The organism is Streptomyces sp. NPDC031132 (genome assembly GCF_055570595.1).
On the sequence record NZ_JBVIGX010000021.1, the window covers coordinates 60680 to 81059 of the forward strand.

The 20380-nt window shown below is 72.2% G+C and carries 17 protein-coding genes; 7 read left to right on the forward strand and 10 right to left on the reverse strand.

What is annotated here, in order from left to right:
- The 7 genes from ACZ49B_RS26610 to ssd all read right to left on the reverse strand — a co-directional run.
- The coding region (locus ACZ49B_RS26610; RefSeq protein WP_468310596.1) for an Rv3654c family TadE-like protein at window positions 1-477 on the reverse strand (477 nt) is incomplete at its 3' end.
- On the reverse strand, window positions 474-803 hold the full coding sequence (locus ACZ49B_RS26615; RefSeq protein ID WP_468310599.1) for a TadE family type IV pilus minor pilin: 330 nt from the start codon (window positions 801-803) through the stop codon (window positions 474-476). The genes ACZ49B_RS26610 and ACZ49B_RS26615, both read right to left, overlap by 4 nt.
- A 34-nt stretch (window positions 804-837) precedes the next feature.
- Window positions 838-1035: a DUF4244 domain-containing protein gene (locus ACZ49B_RS26620; RefSeq protein ID WP_030299318.1), complete on the reverse strand. Its 198-nt coding sequence runs from the start codon at window positions 1033-1035 to the stop codon at window positions 838-840.
- Window positions 1036-1121: 86 nt separating this feature from the next.
- A complete protein-coding gene (locus ACZ49B_RS26625) occupies window positions 1122-1898 on the reverse strand; it encodes a type II secretion system F family protein (protein ID WP_468310603.1) in 777 nt (258 codons plus the stop codon).
- Window positions 1898-2782 (reverse strand): type II secretion system F family protein, encoded by an 885-nt coding sequence (locus ACZ49B_RS26630; RefSeq protein WP_468310606.1) that lies wholly within the window; start codon window positions 2780-2782, stop codon window positions 1898-1900. Before ACZ49B_RS26630 ends, ACZ49B_RS26625 begins: the two co-directional genes overlap by 1 nt.
- Complete coding sequence (locus tag ACZ49B_RS26635; protein ID WP_468310608.1) at window positions 2779-3927, reverse strand: TadA family conjugal transfer-associated ATPase; 1149 nt, start codon at window positions 3925-3927, stop codon at window positions 2779-2781. Before ACZ49B_RS26635 ends, ACZ49B_RS26630 begins: the two co-directional genes overlap by 4 nt.
- Entirely contained in the window at window positions 3924-5096 is a 1173-nt protein-coding gene (gene ssd, locus ACZ49B_RS26640; protein ID WP_468310719.1) for a septum site-determining protein Ssd, read from the reverse strand. The genes ACZ49B_RS26635 and ssd overlap by 4 nt, the downstream gene beginning before the upstream one ends.
- A 543-nt stretch (window positions 5097-5639) precedes the next feature.
- Here ssd and ACZ49B_RS26645 point away from each other — a divergent pair.
- Complete coding sequence (locus ACZ49B_RS26645; RefSeq protein ID WP_468310722.1) at window positions 5640-6476, forward strand: HAD family hydrolase; 837 nt, start codon at window positions 5640-5642, stop codon at window positions 6474-6476.
- A 943-nt stretch (window positions 6477-7419) separates the two neighbouring features.
- On the opposite strand, the gene ACZ49B_RS26650 is transcribed toward ACZ49B_RS26645, so the two are convergent.
- Window positions 7420-8241, reverse strand: a complete 822-nt coding sequence (locus ACZ49B_RS26650) for a Fic family protein (RefSeq protein ID WP_468310611.1) — start codon at window positions 8239-8241, stop codon at window positions 7420-7422.
- Between the two features lie 109 nt (window positions 8242-8350).
- On the opposite strand from ACZ49B_RS26650, the gene ACZ49B_RS26655 reads away from it, so the two are divergent.
- Entirely contained in the window at window positions 8351-9391 is a 1041-nt protein-coding gene (locus ACZ49B_RS26655; RefSeq protein ID WP_468310614.1) for an ATP-binding protein, read from the forward strand.
- Here ACZ49B_RS26655 and ACZ49B_RS26660 read toward each other — a convergent pair.
- A complete protein-coding gene (locus ACZ49B_RS26660) occupies window positions 9345-10655 on the reverse strand; it encodes a polysaccharide deacetylase family protein (protein WP_468310615.1) in 1311 nt (436 codons plus the stop codon). The two genes, ACZ49B_RS26655 and ACZ49B_RS26660, sit on opposite strands and share 47 nt — an antisense overlap.
- Before the next feature lie 233 nt (window positions 10656-10888).
- Here ACZ49B_RS26660 and ACZ49B_RS26665 point away from each other — a divergent pair, with 233 nt between their 5' ends.
- From ACZ49B_RS26665 to ACZ49B_RS26685, 5 genes are all read left to right on the forward strand, one after another.
- Window positions 10889-13438: a SulP family inorganic anion transporter gene (locus ACZ49B_RS26665; RefSeq protein WP_468310617.1), complete on the forward strand. Its 2550-nt coding sequence runs from the start codon at window positions 10889-10891 to the stop codon at window positions 13436-13438.
- A gap of 222 nt (window positions 13439-13660) precedes the next feature.
- Entirely contained in the window at window positions 13661-15658 is a 1998-nt protein-coding gene (acs, locus tag ACZ49B_RS26670; protein ID WP_468310619.1) for an acetate--CoA ligase, read from the forward strand.
- A 182-nt stretch (window positions 15659-15840) separates the two neighbouring features.
- Window positions 15841-17304, forward strand: coding sequence for a Na+/H+ antiporter NhaA (gene nhaA / locus ACZ49B_RS26675; protein ID WP_468310621.1), 1464 nt, complete (start codon window positions 15841-15843; stop codon window positions 17302-17304).
- A 96-nt stretch (window positions 17305-17400) separates the two neighbouring features.
- A complete protein-coding gene (locus ACZ49B_RS26680; RefSeq protein ID WP_468310624.1) occupies window positions 17401-17859 on the forward strand; it encodes a phage holin family protein in 459 nt (152 codons plus the stop codon).
- On the forward strand, window positions 17856-18815 hold the full coding sequence (locus ACZ49B_RS26685) for an alpha/beta fold hydrolase (protein ID WP_468310627.1): 960 nt from the start codon (window positions 17856-17858) through the stop codon (window positions 18813-18815). The genes ACZ49B_RS26680 and ACZ49B_RS26685 overlap by 4 nt, the downstream gene beginning before the upstream one ends.
- 356 nt (window positions 18816-19171) lie before the next feature.
- On the opposite strand, the gene ACZ49B_RS26690 is transcribed toward ACZ49B_RS26685, so the two are convergent.
- Entirely contained in the window at window positions 19172-20374 is a 1203-nt protein-coding gene (locus tag ACZ49B_RS26690) for a MarP family serine protease (protein ID WP_468310628.1), read from the reverse strand.
- Window positions 20375-20380: the final 6 nt, after the last annotated feature.

Genomic DNA, 20380 nt, shown 5'->3' on the forward strand with positions numbered 1-20380 from the left:
TGCGGGTCCACGGTCAGAGGCCGGTCCACGGTCAGAGGCCGGTCCACGGTCAGAGGCCGGTCCACGGTCAGAGGCCGGTCCACGGTCAGAGGCCGGTCCACGGTCAGAGGCCGGTCCACGGTCAGAGGCCGGTCCTCCGTCGGAGGCGGGCAGGGGCGGTCCCGCCCGGGCACTGATCGTCGGGGCGAACGGGCCCGTTGCGGGGCGGGCCGTCACCTCGGCCACCTCGCCCTGGACGGTGCAGCCGGTCACGGCCGCGCTCTGGGCCCCGGCGACCCGGCGGGCTGCGGCGCAGGCGGCCTCCGGCCCGTGGGTCCAGGTCGCCGCCGCCGCGAGGGCCGCCAGATCGGCCGCGGCTGCCGCGCGGTGACGGGCGACGACGGCCTGGCCGAGCAGCAGCACACCGCCGAAGACCGCCCCCAGCACCGTCGCCACCAGCGCGGCCCACACCGTCGCCGAACCCCGGTCCCGGCTCATGGCGGCGGCCCCACACTGTCCTCGGCCAGAGCCACCGCCTGCGCCCCGAGCCGCACCGGCAGCCCGCCCGGGCCCGGCGCCGGAGCCGCGACCCGGACCCGCCACAGGTCCCCCTCGCGCTCCACCCCGACCTCCGCCCCCGGCGGGGCGGCCGACCGGGCCGCCGCCACCGCCACGCCCGGCGGCTCCGACCGGGCCGCCGCCCGGGCTCCCACCCGGGCCGCGTCCACACACCGGATCTGCGCGGCCGCCGCCATCAGCGCCCACACGAGCAGGGCCGCGAACAGCACCAGCGCGGGGATCACCAGGGCGGCCTCCGCCGTCACATATCCCCGGTCGCCCGCTCCCCGGCGTTTTTCCTCAGAACGGCACATCGAGTGCCTTTCCGATGGTCGACTGAAGTGCCGTGGAGACCACCTCGCTCGTCACCACCTTGTACAGAACGGCCGCGAATGCACAGGCCGCGATCGTGCCCATGGCGTATTCGGAAGTGGACATCCCCGCATCGTTCGCCCGACCGCTCAGCGCGGACCGCAGGCGCAACCAGATGATCCTCATGACGACCTCCCGTTGTTTTTCGTTCTCGACGTGATCTCAGTTGTGATTTCAGGCTCGGAGTTGAGGCTTGAGTTCATGCAGTGACTTCAGGTGCCCGCGAGGAGACCGGAGGCCATTCCGATCACCACCGGGGCCACTCCGACCGCGAGAAACGCAGGGAGGAAACACAGCCCCACCGGAGCGGTGACGAGCACCGCCGCCCGCTGGGCGCGGGCGCCGGCCTGTCGGGCCCTGTCCTCCCGGAGCGCCGTCGCCAGCCGGGAGACCGGCTCCGCTGCCGGGGCCCCCGTCCGGGCGGCGCGCTCCAGGCATTCCGCGAGCGCCCGGGCGCCCGGTATCTCCGCCAACCTCCCCCACGCGTCCCCCGGTTCGCCGCCGAGCCGAAGCTCCGCCCCGGCCAGCGCCAACCGCTCGCCCACCGGGCCGCCCAGCGACTCGCCCACCACCTCCGCTGCCTCCACAGGCGCCGCACCGGCCGCCAGGCAGGCGGCCAACAGATCCGCTGCGAACGGCAGCTGACGCTCCACCTCCTGCGGATCCACCCCGGCCGACGGCCGCGCCCGCCGCAGCAAGCGCCACACCCCGATCGCCGCACCGCAGCCGGCCAGCACCCCCGGCAACCCGCCGACCAGCACCCAGACCGCCAGCAGCGCCCCGGCCGGGCCGGCCCACGCGGCCACCGCCGCCCGTATCGCGGATCCGATGACCGGCGCCCGCCGCTCCGGTTCCGCCGACAGCAGCACGGCGATCCTGCGTCGGGCCGCCCGCGCCCGGACCTGCGCCGCCACCACCGAGGCCGTGCACAGCACCGCCACCGCGACGCACAACGCCATCCCCAGCCTGTGGATCACGAAGCCCCCCATCACCGCTCCCCCGCCCGTACGATCCGCCGGCACCACAGCAGCCCCAGCGCCTCCAGCACCCCGCCCGCCAACAGACAGCCCCACCCGACCGGGCTGTGCAGCAGCACGTGGAGCGGATCCGCTCCGAGCCCGGTGCCGATCAGCAGGCCGACCAGCGGCAGCAGGGCGAGCACCGCCGTCGTCGATCTGGCCCCCGCCAGCTGGGCCCGCAGCGACTCCTGCCGGTCCCGCTCGGCCCGTAACGCCCCCTCCAGCCGGTCCAGTCCGGCAGCGAGCCCCGCGCCTCCGTCCACCGAGATCCGCCAGCAGGCGGCCATCCCGCCCAGCCCTTCCGCTCCGGGCTCGCGTGACGCCTGCCGCAACGCCGTCGGAACGTCCCCGCCGAACGCCGCGGCAGCCAGCACCCCCGCCTCCGCCGCGCCCGGCCCACCGGGGCCCGCGGCCGTCCGCCGCATCGCCGCAGTCAGCGCCTGCCCGGGCTGGGCCCCCGACCGGAGCTCGCCCACCGCCGCCCCGCACAGCGCGATCACCTCGGCGGCCCGTGCACTGCGCTCCCGCTCCCGCTGCCGGACCCGCAGCCACCGCCGCACCACCGGCACCGCGGCCGCACCCACCACCAGCGGGATCACCGACCCGCCCAGCAGCGCGACCACGAGCCCGGCCCCGAGGCAGGACCACTCCCGCCAGCGCGCGGCCCGCACCCGTACGGCGATCACCAGCCGCTCGCGGCGCAGTGGACCGCTTGGCACCACGGGCCCCACCCCGGCCAGCACCACCCGGGCCCGCCGGGACACCCGGTCTCCCCCGGCCAGGGCCCAGGCGGCCGTCCCGGCGCACAGCACCCCGGCGAACAGCGGCACCGGCACCGCGGCCGCGCCGTTCACCGCGCACCCCGCAGCAGCGGACGCAGCCGCTCCCAGCCCCGCTCCCGCGCGAACCCCCGGGCGGACCAGCGCAGCGCCGGTACGGTGACCACCAGCCCGGCGGCGTCCCGTTCCAGCACATGCACCTCGGCCACCCGGCGCCGCCCGGCCCGGTCCCGGACCAGATGGACCACCAGGGTCAGCGCGGCCGCCAACTGGCTGTGCAGGGCGGCCCGGTCGAGCCCGGCGGCCGTCCCGAGCGCCTCCAGGCGGGCCGGCACATGCGCCGCCGCATTCGCATGGACCGTGCCGCAGCCCCCTTCGTGGCCCGTGTTCAAAGCCGCCAGGAGATCGGCCACTTCGGCGCCCCGGACCTCGCCGACGACGAGCCGGTCCGGCCTCATCCGCAGCGCCTGCCGGACCAGATCCGCGAGGGTGACCAGACCCGCCCCCTCCTGGTTGGCCGGTCGGGTCTCCAGCCGGACCACATGCGGATGGTCGGGCCGCAACTCGGCCGAATCCTCGGCGAGGACGATCCGCTCGCCGGGGCCGACCAGCCCCAACAGGGCACTGAGCAGGGTGGTCTTGCCTGTGCCGGTCCCGCCGGAGACGAGGAACGACAGCCGGGCCTCGACCATGTCCCGGAGCAGCGCCTGACCGCCGGGCGGCAGCGTGCCCGCCTCGACCAGCTCCTCCAGCGTGAACGCCCGCGGCCGGACCACCCGCAGCGACAGACAGGCCGAGCCCACCGCCACCGGCGGCAGTACGGCATGCAGCCGGGTGCCGTCCGGCATCCGGGCGTCCACCCAGGGCCGGGCGTCGTCCAGGCGCCGGCCCGCGACGGCCGCCAGCCGCTGGGCGAGCCTGCGCACGGCATCGGTGTCAGCGAACGTCACCCCGGTCAGTTCCAGCCCGCCGCCGCGGTCCACCCACACCCGGTCCGGGGCGGCCACGAGGACATCGGTGACCTCCGGATCGGAGAGCAGCGCCTCCAGCGGGCCGGCGCCGACCAGTTCGGACCGTAACTCGGCCGCCACACCCAGCACTTCCGCGTCACCGAGCAGCCGGCCCTGCGCCCGCAGGGCCGCCGCCACCCGGGCCGGGGTCGGCTCCGCCCCGCTCTCGGCGAGCCGCTGCCGCACCGCGTCCAGGAGCACGGCGCTCATGCCGCCACCCCCTGGGCGGGACCGAGCGCCCGCCGCCAGAAGCCGTCGCAGAACCGGGCCAGCGCGCCCCGCCCCTGCCCGCCCGGCGGTTCCCCCTCGGCGACCCGCCCCGGCAGCCCCACCTCGACCGGCACCTCGCCGGCCAGCGGCACCCCCAGCAGCCCGGCCACCGACTCGGCGTCGAGCCCGCCCGGACAGCGGCCCCGTACGACCACGCGGACATCCCGGGCCACCATCCGCACCCCGGCCGCGACGCGCCCCGCGGCGGCCACGGCCCGCAACTCGCCCGGCACCACCATCAGCACCAGGTCCAGCTGCGCCAGGGCCTCTGCCACGGCCTCGTCCACCCGCCGGGGCAGGTCGACCACCACGACCCCGCCCCGGCGCCGCGCGGCGGCCAGCACGGAGCGCATGGCCGCGGGCGGCACCACCACCCGGTCCCCGCGGTCCCAGCTGAGCACCCGGAGGGCATGCAGCTCCGGGAGGGACTCCTCCAGCGCGCCGGCGCCCACCCGGCCCCGGGAGCCCGCGAAGTCCGGCCAGCGCAGCCCTTCGGCGCTCTCGCCGCCGAGCAGCACATCCATGCCGCCGCCGAGGGGGTCACCGTCGATGAGGATGGTCCGCTCCCCGGCGCGGGCGGCCCGCAGGGCGAGTGCGCAGGCGAGGGTGGAGGCTCCGGCCCCGCCGCTGCCGCCGATCACCCCGACGGCGAGGGCGGGTTTCCCGGCTCCTTCCACCACATCGGCGATGCGGTCGACGAGCCGGCTCTCCGCGTCGGGCAGCCGGAGCACCTCCTCGGCGCCGATCTCCACCGCCCGCTGCCACACCAGGGGGTCGTCGAGATCCCTGCCGACGAGCAGCACCCCGCCACGGCGCGGGGCACCGCGCACCCGGCGGGCGGCGTCGTCCCCGACGAGCACGAGCGGCGCAGACTCCCATCCGACGCTTCCGGCCGCCTCCAAGGCGTTCCCGGAGGCGCTTTCACCCCTGCCGCCGCTTCCGCCACCACCGCCTCCGCTTTGCTCCGGCACCGCATGGTGCACATGCGGCTCGGCGCCCGCAGCCGCGCACAGCCGCAGCAGATCGTCGAGCAGCAGCGGGTCCTCGGTGATGATCAGCGGCCGCCCGCCGGCGGGCACCACCGCGCCCGGAGCGCTCAATGGCCTGATTCCGCCTGCTTCCGCGCGCTCCGGCACTTCACACGACTTCGATCCAGCCACGATCTCCGCCCCCTTCTCACTGCAAATCCCAGCACCGCGGACTTCGCGGCTGGAATCACCGTGCAGCGATCCGGAAAATGAAGTGGATCTTGCCCCAAAACTGTGGACAACAGACGCCCTGTGAATAACTCCATCACCCCAACAGGTGAGTTCCAGAGCGCGGCGGAACGACTACGCAGCGTCACGCGTCTGAGGGGGTGAGGGCCTTCGCCACGCAGGGCCCGCCGAGGAAGGAGGGCTGCAGGAATGGTCACTTGGGGCCGAAGGCAAGGACGCAAACCGCGTCCGGACATGCGACGACCCCCGCCGGGGGGGAGAGCGGGGGTCGTCCCCACGGTCCGACTCGGGGGGGGAGGAGCCAGACCGGGTTAGCACGGTCGCGAACGATCCGTGACTTCCATGGTGTACCCGAGAGCCTTCTCAGGCAAACCCACGCGCCACACCTTACGCCGAATGGTGGGCGCATATGCTCGGGGCGTGGAAATCCAGCCCTTGCCGCACTCGTCGCCCCGCACCGCAGCCTTCTTCGACCTGGACAAGACGGTCATTGCGAAGTCAAGCACTCTGACGTTCAGCAAGTCCTTCTACCAGGGCGGCCTGATCAACCGCCGAGCCGTGCTGCGCACTGCGTATACCCAGTTCATCTACCTGGTCGGCGGCGCCGACCACGATCAGATGGAGCGGATGCGTGAGTACCTGTCGTCCCTCTGCAAGGGGTGGAACGTCCAGCAGGTGCGGGAGATCGTCGCCGAAACCCTGCACGACCTCATCGACCCGCTGATCTACGACGAGGCCGCCTCGCTGATCGAGGCGCACCACACCGCGGGCCGCGACGTGGTGATCGTGTCGACGTCAGGCGCGGAAGTCGTCGAGCCGATCGGCGAGATGCTGGGCGCGGACCGGGTCGTCGCCACGCGGATGGTCATCGGCGAGGACGGCTGCTTCACCGGCGAGATCGAGTACTACGCCTACGGGCCCACCAAGGCCGAGGCCGTGCGGGAGCTCGCGGAGTCCGAGGGGTACGACCTCTCGCGGTGCTACGCGTACAGCGACTCGGTGACGGACATCCCGATGCTGGAGGCCGTCGGGCACCCGCATGCGGTCAATCCCGACCGGGCGCTGCGCAAGGAGGCGGTGGCGCGGGAGTGGCCGGTGCTGGTGTTCAACCGGCCGGTGCGGTTGAAGCAGCGGCTGCCCGGGCTGTCGATGCCGACGCGGCCGGCGCTGGTCGCTGCGGCGGCGGTGGGCGCGGCTGCGGCTACCGCCGGGCTGGTCTGGTACGCCAGTCGGCGGCGGGCGATCGCTCTGGCTGCCGCCACACCTGCCTGACCGGTCCCCGGGGCCGCCGCCCCGGGCCGCGCCGCCATCGCCGACGCGCTCCAGGGACCCTGGGGTTCCGCCCGGACCCAACGCCGCGACGCCGGCTGGGCTCAAAGACCCGGTGGCTCCGCCCCTGGACCCCCGCGCCCCAAACGCCGGCGGGGCTGGATATGCCGTCCCCGCCGGGGTGGGTGTGCCAGCGCGGCGCTGGGTGTTTCGGGTTCGACCGGGCCCGAGTGCACCGGAGCTGCCGAAGCCGCGTATGTCGGTGCCGCCGAAGCCGCGTATTCCGACCCCGGCAAGGCGGCGTGAGCCGGCCTCGGCGGGCCGGGAAGGCCAGCTCCGGCAAAGCCGCGCCGATCGACTCGGCGAACCGGGAATGCCAAGCTCCGGCATAGCCGCGTGGGCCGGCTTCGGCAGGTCGGGAATGCCGACTCCGCAGGCCGCGTGGGCCGGCTTCGGTAGGCCGGGAATGGTGGTTCCGGCAAGGCCGCGTGGGCCGGCTCGGCGGGCCGGGAATGGCGGCTCCGGCAGGGCGCCCCTACGCCACCCCCGCCGAGGCCGGAACCCTGCTGAGCTGCGGTGATGCGGGGTGTCCGGTTCGGGATGGGCCGTCCTGGAAAGTAAAAAAAGTGGGGAGGGGTTCCGCTTGTCAGCGAAGCGGAGTACAAAGGAGTCAACGGCCCGCGAGACCAAAGAACATCCGAGAGGATCATCTTTAAAACGCAGTAAGGCCCACGGACCGAAGCATGAACGCCGAGCACCCACGCGACGTCGACCCGTCGATTACGGGCCAGCTGCACCAGGTGACGGGCAAAGTCCCCGACCTGATGGGCAAATATCGAGGACGCTTGGTAACTGGGCGTAAATGCCAGCGGCGACACCAAAGCAAGACGGTGTCGCCGCAACCCTGTGTCCGCAGCCTCGTGTCCGCAGCCCTGGCCCGCAGTCCTTACGCCGCGCCGCGCTGCAGGGCCTCGCAGACCGCCGTCGACTCGCGGACGCCGAGCTCGATCGCGCGGCCGCAGTGCGCGATCCAGGCCGCCATCCCCTCCGCGGTCCCGGAGACGTAGCCCTCGAAGGCCGCCAGGTACGCGTCCCGCCCCTGCTCCGCGTGGCCGACCTCCGCCGGGCAGATCGCCTTCGGGTCCAGACCGCTGTTGATCAGCACGATCCGCTCCGCCGCCCGCGCAACCAGCCCGTTGTACGAGCCGAACGGACGCAGCGCCAGCAGTTCGCCGTGCACCACGGCCGACGTGACCAGCGCCGGAGCCGAGCCGCCCGCGATGATCAGCCGGGACAGGCCGTCCAGGCGGCCCGCCACCTCCTCCGCGCTCGGAAGCGGGACGGTGATCAGGGGTTCGTCCACCGGCTCGCCCGCCAGCCGCGGGCGGCCCACCACGTCACCATCGGCCGTGGACCCCGACGCCACCAGGTGCAGGCGCGCCAGCACCCGCAGCGGCGACTGGCGCCAGATGCTCAGCAGCTGCCCGGCCTCCGCGGTCAGGCGCAGCGCGGCGCCCACCGTGCGCGCCTCCGTCTCCGCCCCGAAGTCGGTCCGGCGGCGCACCTCTTCCAGCGCCCAGTCCGCCCCGGAGAGCGCCGCGCTCGCACGGGCCCCGCGCAGCGCGGCCTCCGAGGTGATCTCGCTGCTGCGCCGGCGCATCACCCGGTGCCCGTAGACGCGGTCCACGGCCTTGCGTACGGAATCCACGGATTCGGCGACGCCCGGGAGCGAACCCAGGGCGGCCAGCGGGTCAGAAGCGCTACTCATAAGTAGGGAGCCTACGCACTGGACCTCCTCGCCACCGACCCCTCCTTGGAGTGGTCTTCTTCACTTAGGAGCACCACGGAAAGCGACCAACAGACTACTCTTGGTGAACATGAAGATCGCTTTCGTGGGAAAGGGCGGCAGCGGGAAGACGACCCTGTCCTCCCTCTTCATCCGCCACCTCGCCGCCAATGAAGCCCCCGTCGTCGCGGTGGACGCCGACATCAACCAGCACCTGGGCGCCGCGCTCGGACTCGGCGAGGACGAGGCCGCCGCGCTGCCCGCCCTGGGCGCGCACCTGCCCCTGATCAAGGAGTACCTGCGGGGCTCCAACCCGCGCATCGCCTCCGCCGACACGATGATCAAGACCACGCCGCCCGGCGCCGGATCGCGCCTGCTGCGCGTCACCGAGGACAACCCGGTGTACGAGGCCTGCGCGCGCACGCTGCTGCTCGACGGGGAGCCCGTACGGCTGATGGCCACCGGGCCGTTCACCGAGGCGGACCTCGGCGTCGCCTGCTACCACTCCAAGGTCGGGGCGGTCGAGCTCTGCCTCAACCACCTGGTCGACGGCCCGGACGAGTACGTCGTGGTCGACATGACCGCCGGCTCGGACTCCTTCGCCTCGGGCATGTTCACCCGTTTCGACGTGACCTTCCTGGTCGCCGAGCCGACCCGCAAGGGCATCTCGGTCTACCGCCAGTACAAGGAGTACGCCCGGGACTTCGGGGTCGCGCTCAAGGTCATCGGCAACAAGGTGCAGGGCACGGACGACATCGAGTTCCTCCAGGACGAGGTCGGAGAGGACCTGCTCGTCACCGTGGGGCACTCCGACTGGGTGCGGGCGATGGAGAAGGGCCGCCCGGCGGCCTTCGAGCTGCTCGAGGCGAGCAACCGGCTGGCCCTGCAGGCCCTCCAGGACGCGGCCGACGACTCGTACGCCCACCGCGACTGGGAGCGGTACACCGAGCAGATGGTCCACTTCCACCTGCGGAACGCGGAGAGCTGGGGCAACGCCAAGACCGGGGTCGACCTGGCCGCCCAGGTCGACCCCGGTTTCGTCCTGCGGGAGACCACCGGCTGCGAACCGGCGGCCCCGGACCTCGTCAGTCCTCGTCCCCACCCTCTTCAGCCGGCTCCGCAGCCGGCTTGACCCCGGCGGGGGCGGCCGGCTTGGCCGGCGGCCCCGCCGTCAGGAACTTCGTCCAGCCCTCCTTGGGCGCCTCGCCGACGTCGAGACCGCGCATCCACTCCAGGACCTTCGGGTCCTGCGCGTCCAGCCAGTCGACCAGCTCGCGGAACGGCACGCAGCGGACCTCCTTCTGCGTGCACATCGACTGGATGGAGTCCTCGACGGCCTTCATGTACGTGCCGCCGTTCCAGGACTCGAAGTGGTTGCCGATGATCAGCGGCGCGCGGTTGCCCTGGTACACCCGGTCGAAGGCCTGCTGGAGGCCTTCGCGCATCTGCTCGCCCCAGTACTCGTGCTGCGAGGGGTCGCCCTGCGTGGTCGTCCCGGACTGGTTGACCAGGTAGTTGTAGTCCATGCTCAGGGTGTCGAAGGCCCGGCCCGGCATGGGCACCAGCTGGAGCGGGACGTCCCAGAGCCCGTCCGTCTTCTTCGGCCAGATCTGCTTGCTGATGCCGCTGGAGTCGTAGCGGAAACCCATGTCCTTGGCCGCCAGCATGAAGTTCTTCTGGCCTTCGAGGCAGGGGGTGCGGGCGCCGATGAGCTCCTTGTCATAGTCGAACGGCAGCGGCTCCAGGCCCTTCAGGTCGGGCGTGTTGGTCTTCCAGTTCTTGACGAACGACTTGGCCTGGTTGATCTCGCTCTTCCACTCCGGCACCGACCAGGTGCCGACGCCGCCGTCGGGGCCGCAGAAGTGGCCGTTGAAGTGGGTGCCGATCTCGTTGCCCTCGAGCCAGGCCGCGCGGACCTGGGTGGCCGTGTCCTTGATGCCCTGGAGATCGCCGAAGCCGATGTCGGAGCGGCCGGACTCGTGCTGCGGGGCGGTATAGAGGGAACGTTTCTCCTCCGGCAGCATGTACACGCCGCTGAGGAAGTACGTCATCCGGGCGTTGTACTTCTTGCCGACCTCGCGGAAGTGCGAGAAGAGTTTCTGGCTGTCCTCGCCCGCCCCGTCCCACGAGAACACCACGAACTGAGGCGGCTTCTCACCGGGCTTCAGTTTCTGCGGCTTCTGGACGTTCGGCTGCCCGCCCGTGTACGCGGTCGAGCCGTCGCCGATGAGCCGGTTGACGCTGCCGGGGGCAACCTCCGGAGGGGCGCCCTTCTTGCCGTTCGGGCCCCCGGGGGACGGGGGTTTGGCGGGTTCCGAGGTGCTGCACCCGGCGACGCCCAGCACCAGCGCCGTGGCGACCAGGCCGCCGGCGATCTTCTTCGTGGCGGCGATCATCCGTCCACCTCTCCTCGCGGTTCCATTGCGGGTCTTCCGCGCCGCAACGTCCCATGCGGTCCGCCGTGAAGATGATGTGACAAGCCGGACAAAATGCTTAATCACCCTTCGGTGCTATTTCGTAGGCCGTTTGCCCCCATTACCTCCCACGATCCTTTACTCTCCATTACCTTTCATTTACTGAGTGTTGAGACTCCCGCCGCTTCATCCCTCCGTAGAGGAGACGGGAACCTATGACAGCCACCTCCCCCCTGCCCGCCGCCGAAGAGATCGACAGCAAGCCCGGCAGCAAGCCCTGCGACACGCCCGACGGCACGACCGGCACGACCGGCACGACCGGCACGACCGGCACGACCGGCAGCAGCATCGGCCGCAAGGCCGGCGGCGCGCCCCGCAGGGGCCACCGCGCCGACTTCCACGCCGATCTCTCCGCCTCCCTGACCGTCTTCCTGATCTCCCTGCCGCTCTCCCTCGGCATCGCCCTGGCCACCGGCGCCCCGCTCCAAGCGGGCCTGGTCGCCGCGGCCGTCGGCGGGATCGTGGCCGGGCGCCTGGGCGGAGCACCCCTCCTGGTGAGCGGGCCCGCGACAGGACTGACCGTCGTCACCGCCGAGTTGATCCAGCGCTACGGGTGGCGCACCACCTGCGCCATCACCGTGCTCGCCGGCTGCTGTCAGCTCGGGCTCGCCGCGCTGCGCACCGCCCGGTCCGCGCTCATGGTCAGCCCGGCCATCGTGCACGGCATGCTCGCGGGCGTCGGCGTCACGATCGCGCTGGCCCAGCTGCACATCGTCCTCGGCGGCACTCCGCAGAGCTCCGCCGTCGCCAACGTCAAGGGGCTGCCCGACCAGTTGGCCCAGCTACACCCGGCGGCGCTCGGCGTCAGCGCCGTGACCCTGGCCGTGCTGCTCGGCTGGCCGCGGCTGCCCGGGCGGGTGGGGCTCGCGCTGCGCAAGGTGCCGGCCGCGCTCGCCGCCGTCGCCACGGCCACGGTGTTCGCCGCCCTGGCCGGGCTCAGCCTGCCCCGGGTGGACCTGCCGTCCTGGAGCAGCCACGCCCTGCCCGAACTGCCCGAGGGCCCCGTCCTCGGCATCATCGCGGCCGTCCTGACCGTCACCCTGGTCGGCAGCGTGGAATCCCTGCTGTCCGCGGTCGCCACCGACAAGCTGATCGCCTCCCAGCGGCGTACGGGCAACCGCCCGCCGCGCGCCGACCTCGACCGGGAGCTGCGGGGCCAGGGCGCGGCGAACATCCTCTCCGGAGCGCTGGGCGGGCTGCCCATCGCGGGAGGTGCCGTCCGCAGCGTGGCGAACGTCAAGTCCGGGGCCACCACCCGGCGGTCGGTCATGCTGCACGGCCTCTGGGTCCTGCTCGCGGCCGCGCTGCTCGTCCCGGTCCTCGACCTGATCCCGCTCGCCGCCCTGGCCACCCTGGTGATGGCGCTGGGCGTGCAGATGGTGAACGCCACCCATCTGCGTACGGTCACCCGGCACCGCGAGATCCTCGTCTACGCGACGACGATCGCGGCGGTCGTGCTCGGCGGGGTGTTGGCGGGCGTCACCATCGGCATCGCCGTGGCCGTCGCGATGGCCCTGCACCGGCTGGCCCGGACCCGGATCACGGTCGAGGTGACGGGCGGGGTCCACCGGGTCTGCGCGCGCGGACAGTTGACCTTCCTCGCGGTGCCGCGGCTGAGCCGGGTGCTGAACCAGATCCCGCCCGGCGCGCGCGTGGTGGTCGAGCTGGACGGCTCGTTCATGGACCACGCGGCGTACGAGACGCTCCATGACTGGCAGGACTCCCATCTGCTGCACGGGGGCTCGCTGGAGGCCACCGGCCGCTCCACGACCCGCACGGCCGGGGCGGACCGGCCGGACATCGGCGCCCAGGCGGATCACGCTCCGGATCACGCCGAGAAGGCCGACCGCTCTGACCGGCCGGACCGCGCCGAAAGGTCCCCGCGCGGCGGGCACCACTGCTGCCGCCCCTGGACCCCCTGGCAGAACCACTGCGACCACCGGCCGGCGGGCGGGCGGATGATCCCCGGCGCGGCCGCGGCCCCTGACGAGGCCGAGGTCGTGGAGGCGGCGGAGACACCGGCCCCGCGCCGCCGCGGCGCAGGTCAACTGGCCAGCGGGATCAGCGCCTTCCAGCGGGACACCGCACCGCACGTCCGCGACGAGCTGGCCCGGCTGGCCCGGGAGGGGCAGCGGCCCTCGCAGCTCTTCCTGACCTGCGCGGACTCCCGCCTGGTGACCAGCATGATCACGGCCAGCGGTCCCGGCGACCTGTTCACGGTCCGCAACGTCGGCAACCTGGTCCCCCTGCCGGGCGCCGAGGCCACGGACGATTCGGTCGCGGCGGCCATCGAGTACGCCGTGGACGTCCTCAAGGTGGACAGCATCACGGTGTGCGGGCACTCGGGGTGCGGGGCCATGCAGGCGCTGCTGAACTCCAGCCCCGGGGCCCCGATGACCCCCCTGCGCCGCTGGCTGCGGCACGGGCTGCCCAGCCTGGAGCGGATGGCGAGCCGCCACCACGCCTGGGCCCGGATCGCGGGCCGGCTCCCGGCGGACGCCGTGGAGCAGCTGTGCCTGACCAACGTGGTGCAGCAGCTGGAGCACCTGCGGGCGCACGAATCGGTGGCCCGGCGGCTCGCGGAGGGCACGCTGGAGTTGCACGGGATGTACTTCCACGTGGGCGAGGCGCAGGCGTACCTGCTGTCCGAAGGCGAGGACTTCTTCGACTGCCGGGTGTTCGACAGCGTCGGACAACACGTCTGAATGACGACCGGATGATGACCGAATCGCCGTCGTCGGCGGATCCGGATCAAGGGCGCGGCTGAACCGATACCCTCCGGTATCCGTGCCACTGAGTGGCCCTTTTCCGCGCCCTGCAGCGGGAAGGGGCCACTCTGCGCGTGGGCCGACGCGGGCCCGGCCGCACTATAGGTCTAAACCAATTTCTGGCTACCCCTTGTCACCAGGGCCGCCGACTGATGAGCTATGCCCGGGGACACAACGGACACCCTGGGAAAGGGAGATGTCGTGAGCAATGAAAGCCTGGCCAATCTGCTCAAGGAGGAGCGGCGGTTCGCACCGCCTGCCGATCTGGCCGCCGCCGCCAATGTGACAGAGGCTGCGCACACCGAGGCCGAGGCGGACCGGCTGGGTTTCTGGGCCGCCCAGGCCCGCCGCCTGACCTGGGACGTCGAGCCGACCGAGACGCTCGACTGGACCAACCCGCCCTTCGCCAAGTGGTTCGCCGACGGCAAGCTGAACGTCGCGTACAACTGCGTGGACCGCCACGTCGAGGCAGGCAACGGCGACCGCGTCGCCATCCACTTCGAGGGCGAGCCCGGCGACAGCCGCGCGATCACCTACGCCGAGCTCAAGGACGAGGTCTCCAAGGCCGCCAACGCCCTGACCGAGCTGGGCGTCCAGGCCGGCGACCGCGTCGCGGTCTACCTGCCGATGATCCCCGAGGCCGTCGTCGCGATGCTCGCGTGCGCCCGCGTCGGCGCCGCGCACTCGGTGGTCTTCGGCGGCTTCTCCGCCGATGCCGTGGCCTCCCGCATCCAGGACGCCGACGCCAAGCTGGTCATCACCGCCGACGGCGGCTACCGCCGCGGCAAGCCCAGCGCCCTCAAGCCCGCCATCGACGAGGCGGTCGCCAAGTGTCCGCAGGTCGAGCACGTGCTCGTCGTGCAGCGCACCGGCCAGGACACCGCCTTCACCGAGGGCCGCGACGTCTGGTGGCACGAGATCGTCGGACGCCAGTCCGCCGAGCACACCCCGCAGGCCTTCGACGCCGAGCACCCGCTGTTCATCCTGTACACCTCGGGGACCACGGGTAAGCCCAAGGGCATCCTGCACACCTCCGGCGGCTACCTCACGCAGGCCGCGTACACCCACCACGCGGTCTTCGACCTCAAGCCGGAGACCGACGTCTACTGGTGCACCGCCGACATCGGCTGGGTGACCGGGCACTCGTACATCGTCTACGGGCCTCTCGCCAACGGCGCCACCCAGGTGATGTACGAGGGCACGCCGGACACCCCGCACCAGGGCCGGTTCTGGGAGGTCGTGCAGAAGTACGGCGTCACCATCCTGTACACCGCGCCCACGGCGATCCGTACGTTCATGAAGTGGGGCGACGACATCCCCGCGAAGTTCGACCTGTCGAGCCTGCGCGTGCTGGGCTCGGTCGGCGAGCCGATCAACCCCGAGGCCTGGATCTGGTACCGCAAGCACATCGGCGGCGACCGCTGCCCGATCGTGGACACCTGGTGGCAGACCGAGACCGGCGCGATGATGGTCTCCCCGCTGCCCGGTGTCACCGAGACCAAGCCGGGCTCGGCGCAGCGCGCGCTGCCCGGGATCGGCGCCACGGTCGTCGACGACGAGGGTCACGAGGTTCCGAACGGCGGTGGCGGCTACCTGGTGCTCACCCAGCCGTGGCCGTCGATGCTGCGCACCATCTGGGGCGACGACCAGCGGTTCATCGACACCTACTGGTCCCGCTTCGAGGGCAAGTACTTCGCGGGCGACGGCGCCAAGAAGGACGAGGACGGCGACATCTGGCTGCTGGGCCGGGTGGACGACGTGATGCTGGTCTCCGGCCACAACATCTCGACCACCGAGGTCGAGTCGGCGCTCGTCTCCCACCCGTCGGTCGCCGAGGCGGCCGTGGTGGGCGCGAACGACGAGACGACCGGCCAGGCCATCGTGGCCTTCGTGATCCTGCGCGGCAGCGCCTCGGAGACCAACGGCCTGGTCTCGGAGCTGCGCGACCACGTGGGCGCGACGCTCGGCCCGATCGCCAAGCCGAAGCGGATCCTGCCGGTGCAGGAGCTGCCGAAGACCCGCTCCGGCAAGATCATGCGGCGCCTGCTGCGCGATGTCGCCGAGAACCGGGCGGTCGGTGACGTCACCACGCTCGCGGACTCCTCGGTGATGGACCTGATCCAGAACAAGCTGCCCAGCGCTTCCAGCGAGGACTGACGGTCCCGGTTCCGGGTGGCGGAGGGTGTCCGGCGCATGGCGCGCCGGACACCCTCCCCCCGTTTAAGGTGAAGATCACCGGATACGACGGCGCGGACCCTGTAAAGTAGGAGAAACGTCAATATTTGACGTCTCAATCTCTCAGGGTGCGCCGGGAAGTCTGGTCGGCAACAGCGTTCGTCATGCCGTCGACCACCCGGAGGTGTCCCACCGTGGCCACGCCCCGCCCCACCGACCGTCACAGCCGCAAGTTCCCCGGCAGGCTCTCCCTGCCCGAGCGGCGCTTCGTGGCCGACGCCCTGCGCGCCGAGACCGTCGGTGGCGTGCTCCTCCTCGTGGCCGCGATCGCCGCCCTGCTCTGGGCGAACATCCCCGCCCTCGCGGACAGCTACGCCAGCGTCCGCAACTTCCACATCGGCCCCGCCTCCCTCGGCCTGGACCTCTCGATCCAGCACTGGGCGGCGGACGGCCTGCTCGCCGTCTTCTTCTTCGTCGCCGGCATCGAGCTCAAGCGCGAGCTCGTCGCGGGCGATCTGCGCGACCCCAAGGCCGCCGCCCTCCCGGTGATCGCCGCCCTCTGCGGCATGGCCGTGCCCGCGCTGGTCTACGTACTGGTCAACACCGCCGGCGGCGGCTCGATGGACGGCTGGGCGGTCCCCACCGCCACCGACATCGCCTTCGCCCTCGCCGTCCTCGCGGTCATCGGCACCTCGCTGCCGTCCGCCCTGCGCGCCTTCCTGCTGACCCTCGCCGTCGTCGACGACCTCTTCGCCATCATGATCATCGCGGTGTTCTTCACCAGCGAGATCGACTTCCTGGCGCTCGGCGGCGCGGTCGTGGGCCTGGTCCTCTTCTGGTTCCTGCTCCGCAAGGGCGTCCACGGTTGGTACGTCTACGTGCCACTCGCCCTGGTCATCTGGGGCCTGATGTACAACAGCGGCGTCCACGCCACCATCGCCGGCGTCGCCATGGGGCTGATGCTCCGCTGCTCCCGCAAGGACGGCGAGCGCACGTCCCCCGGCGAGCACATCGAGCACCTCGTCCGGCCCGTCTCGGCCGGCCTCGCCGTGCCGCTCTTCGCGCTGTTCTCCGCCGGGGTCTCGCTCTCCGACAAGGCGATCGCCCAGGTCTTCACCCGGCCCGAGACCCTCGGCGTCGTCCTCGGCCTGGTCGTCGGCAAGGCCGTGGGCATCTTCGGCGGCACCTGGCTGGCCGCCCGCTTCACCCGGGCGGAGCTCAACGAGGAACTGGCCTGGCCGGACGTCCTCGCCGTGGCCTCCCTCGCCGGCATCGGCTTCACCGTTTCGCTCCTGATCGGCGAACTCGCCTTCACCGAGGACCAGATCCTCACCGACGAGGTCAAGGCCGCCGTCCTGATCGGCTCGCTCATCGCCGCCGTCGTCGCGGGCGTCCTGCTCAAGCTGCGCAACCGCACGTACAGGGCGCTCACCGAGGACGAGGAGCGCGACGAGGACCGCGACGGCATCCCGGACATCTACGAGCAGGACAAGCCGGAGTACCACCTGCGGATGGCGAAGATCTACGAGGAGAAGGCCGCGGAGCACCGCCGCAAGGCCGAAACCGCCGCGGCCGCCGCGCTCGAAGCGGCCACCGGGTCCAGCGCCGAGGGCGACCGTCCGGCATGATCTGAACTGACGCCGTGACGGGCGCAGGACCGCCGCCGCCCACGGTGTCGACAGCAGACGACGTCAGACGACGGCAGATGACAGAGGGAGAGAGCGATGACCGCAGTGGACCAAGGGGCGCAAGGAGCCGAGCGCACACTCGGCCAGCTGGTCGCCTCGGCCACCGCCGAGATGTCCGCCCTGGTGCACGACGAGATCGCCCTCGCCAAGGCGGAGATCCGCCAGGACGTCAAGCGCGCGGGCATCGGCGGCACCGCCATCGGGATCGCAGGAGTGTTCGCCCTGTTCTCCCTGCCCGTGCTGAGCTTCGCCGCGGCGTACGGGATCCACAACCTCGGGCTCGGGCTCGCCTGGTCGTTCCTCATCGTCGGTGTGGCGTTCCTGCTGCTCGCGGGCCTGCTGTCACTGATCGCCGTGTCGAAGTTCAAGAAGGTCAAGCCGCCGGAGAAGACCATCGCCTCCGTCAAGCAGACCGCGGCGCTCGTCGGGACCGTCAAGCCGCACCCGCGGTCGGTGAGTGACCAGGCCGTGGGTGTGGCACGCTCGTCCTCATGACAGCGCCCTCACCGGACTCCAGCACTCCGCCCACCGCCGCGACGGCGGTCCGGATCGACGTGCCCGGCGGGAGGACGGTGACCCACCGGGACGTCGCGGCCAACGGGGCCCGGTTCCACGTGGCCGAGATGGGCGACGGGCCGCTGGTGCTGCTGCTGCACGGCTTCCCGCAGTTCTGGTGGACGTGGCGGCACCAGCTGACCGCGCTCGCCGACGCCGGGTACCGGGCGGTCGCGATGGACCTGCGCGGCGTGGGCGGAAGCGACCGCACCCCGCGCGGCTACGATCCGGCCAACCTGGCGCTCGACATCACCGGGGTCGTACGGTCGCTCGGCGAGCCGGACGCCGCCCTCGTGGGACACGACCTGGGCGGCTACCTCGCCTGGACCGCCGCCGTGATGCGGCCCAAGCTGGTGCGCCGGCTCGTGGTCTCCTCGATGCCGCACCCTCGGCGCTGGCGCTCGGCGATGCTGTCCGACTTCGGTCAGACGCGGGCCAGTTCGCACATCTGGGGTTTCCAGCGGCCTTTCATCCCCGAGCGGCAGCTCGTCGCCGACGACGGGGCGCTCGTGGGGGAGTTGATCCGGGACTGGTCCGGGCCCGTGCCCCCCGAGGAGGCGGACCTCGACGTGTACCGGCGGGCGATGTGCATCCCGTCCACCGCGCACTGCTCGATCGAGCCGTACCGCTGGATGATGCGGTCCATGGCCCGGCCGGACGGGCTCCAGTTCAACCGCCGGATGAAGCGTCCGGTGCGGGTGCCGACGCTGCATCTGCACGGCTCGCTCGACCCGGTGATGCGGACCCGGAGCGCGGCCGGCTCCGGGGAGTACGTCGAAGCCCCGTACCGGTGGCGGCTGTTCGACGGCCTCGGGCACTTCCCCCACGAGGAGGATCCCACCGCCTTCTCCACCGAGCTCGTGAACTGGCTCAAGGACCCCGAGCCGGACCGCTGACCGTGCGCACCGTCTGACCGGCCGTCAACACGGCGGCCGGTACGACTGTCTTACGACCATTCAATTGCCCGGCGCATAGGCCAATTGGCCGCCCCGGACGGGGTTACCGACCTTGGGGCCCGGGCACAGCTCGTTGTATGGGCTGGACGCACGACTACGGTGACACCGCACGCGAACGCCGCCCGGCAGCGACGCCGGGCACACACGGGAGGTCGGGCCGGGACGGCCACGACCCCCGCCTCGGGATCCCACGCATCCTGCGCCGCCGGGCCCGCTGGGTCTCGGCCCGCCTGCGGCATCCACGGACGTAGCCGGGCGCGGCGCCCCGCTCCGTACGGGCGAAGTGCCCGTACGGATCAGAGGGCGCAGCCCTGGCTGTCGACCCGCCGGTCGGAGACCTTGCCGATCCGGATGTCGTCGCGGACCTCGTCCGCCGTCAGCGCGTACCCGGTGTTCGGGTCGTCGAGCGACTTCGCGAAGACGACCCCGTAGACCTTGCCGTCGGGCGTGAGCAGCGGGCCGCCGGAGTTGCCCTGGCGGACGGTCGCGTACAGCGAGTAGACGTCGCGCCGGACGGTGCCGCGGTGGTAGATGTCCGGGCCGTTCGCGTTGATCCGGCCGCGGACGCGCGCCGCGCGGACGTCGTACGAGCCGTTCTCCGGGAAGCCGGCGACGATCGCGTCGCTGCTGCTCGCCGCGTCCTTGTCGGTGAACTCCAGCGGGGGCGCCTTCAGCTTGGGCACGTCCAGGACGGCGATGTCGCGCTCCCAGTCGTAGAGCACGACCTTGCCGTCGTAGAGCTTGCCCTCGCCGCCGATCTGCACGGTCGGCTCGCCGACCCCGCCGACGACGTGCGCGTTGGTCATCACCTTGCCGGGCGCGAAGACGAAGCCGGTGCCCTCCAGGACCTTGCTGCAACTCGGCGCGGTACCGACGACCTTCACGATCGAGCGCTTCGCCGCCTCGGCGACGGGGCTGCGGGCGAGCGCCGGATCGGGCGCCTTCACCTCGGTGATCGGCTCGTTCGAGAACGGGCTGAACACCTGCGGGAAGCCGCTGCGCGCCAGGGTGGAGCTGAAGTCCGAGAACCAGGTGTTGGCCTGCGCGGGCAGCACCCGCGAGACGCCCAGCAGCACCTTGGAGTTGCGGACTTCCTTGCCCAGGGTGGGAAGTGACGTCCCGGCGAGCGCCGAGCCGATCAGCCACGCCACCAGCAGCATCGCGACGACGTTGACCAGGGCCCCGCCGGTCGCGTCGACCACTCGGGCGGGCGACCACGTGATGTGGCGCCGCAGCCGGTTGCCCAGATGCGTGGTGAGGGCCTGCCCGATCGAGGCACAGACGATGATCACGACCACGGCGATCACGACGACCGTGGTGGACACCTGGGTGCCGTTGTCGGTCACCCGGTCCCAGACCAGCGGGAGCAGGGACACGGCGATGAGACCACCGCCGAGGAAGCCGATCACCGACAGGATGCCGACGACGAACCCCTGGCGGTAGCCGACGATCGCAAACCAGACGGCGGCGACCAGCAACAGGATGTCCAGCACGTTCACGAGGGT

Excerpts from the sequence above, each read along its gene's own strand:
- ACZ49B_RS26620 (WP_030299318.1), bottom strand. The coding sequence starts at position 1,035 with ATGAGGATCATCTGGTTGCGCCTGCGGTCCGCGCTGAGCGGTCGGGCG.
- ACZ49B_RS26650 (WP_468310611.1), bottom strand. The coding sequence starts at position 8,241 with ATGAGTAGCGCTTCTGACCCGCTGGCCGCCCTGGGTTCGCTCCCGGGC.
- ACZ49B_RS26660 (WP_468310615.1), bottom strand. The coding sequence starts at position 10,655 with ATGATCGCCGCCACGAAGAAGATCGCCGGCGGCCTGGTCGCCACGGCG.
- ACZ49B_RS26655 (WP_468310614.1), top strand. The coding sequence starts at position 8,351 with ATGAAGATCGCTTTCGTGGGAAAGGGCGGCAGCGGGAAGACGACCCTG.
- acs (WP_468310619.1), top strand. The coding sequence starts at position 13,661 with ATGCCCGGGGACACAACGGACACCCTGGGAAAGGGAGATGTCGTGAGC.
- ACZ49B_RS26665 (WP_468310617.1), top strand. The coding sequence starts at position 10,889 with ATGACAGCCACCTCCCCCCTGCCCGCCGCCGAAGAGATCGACAGCAAG.
- nhaA (WP_468310621.1), top strand. The coding sequence starts at position 15,841 with ATGCCGTCGACCACCCGGAGGTGTCCCACCGTGGCCACGCCCCGCCCC.
- ACZ49B_RS26680 (WP_468310624.1), top strand. The coding sequence starts at position 17,401 with ATGACCGCAGTGGACCAAGGGGCGCAAGGAGCCGAGCGCACACTCGGC.
- ACZ49B_RS26635 (WP_468310608.1), bottom strand. The coding sequence starts at position 3,927 with ATGAGCGCCGTGCTCCTGGACGCGGTGCGGCAGCGGCTCGCCGAGAGC.
- ACZ49B_RS26625 (WP_468310603.1), bottom strand. The coding sequence starts at position 1,898 with ATGGGGGGCTTCGTGATCCACAGGCTGGGGATGGCGTTGTGCGTCGCG.
- ACZ49B_RS26685 (WP_468310627.1), top strand. The coding sequence starts at position 17,856 with ATGACAGCGCCCTCACCGGACTCCAGCACTCCGCCCACCGCCGCGACG.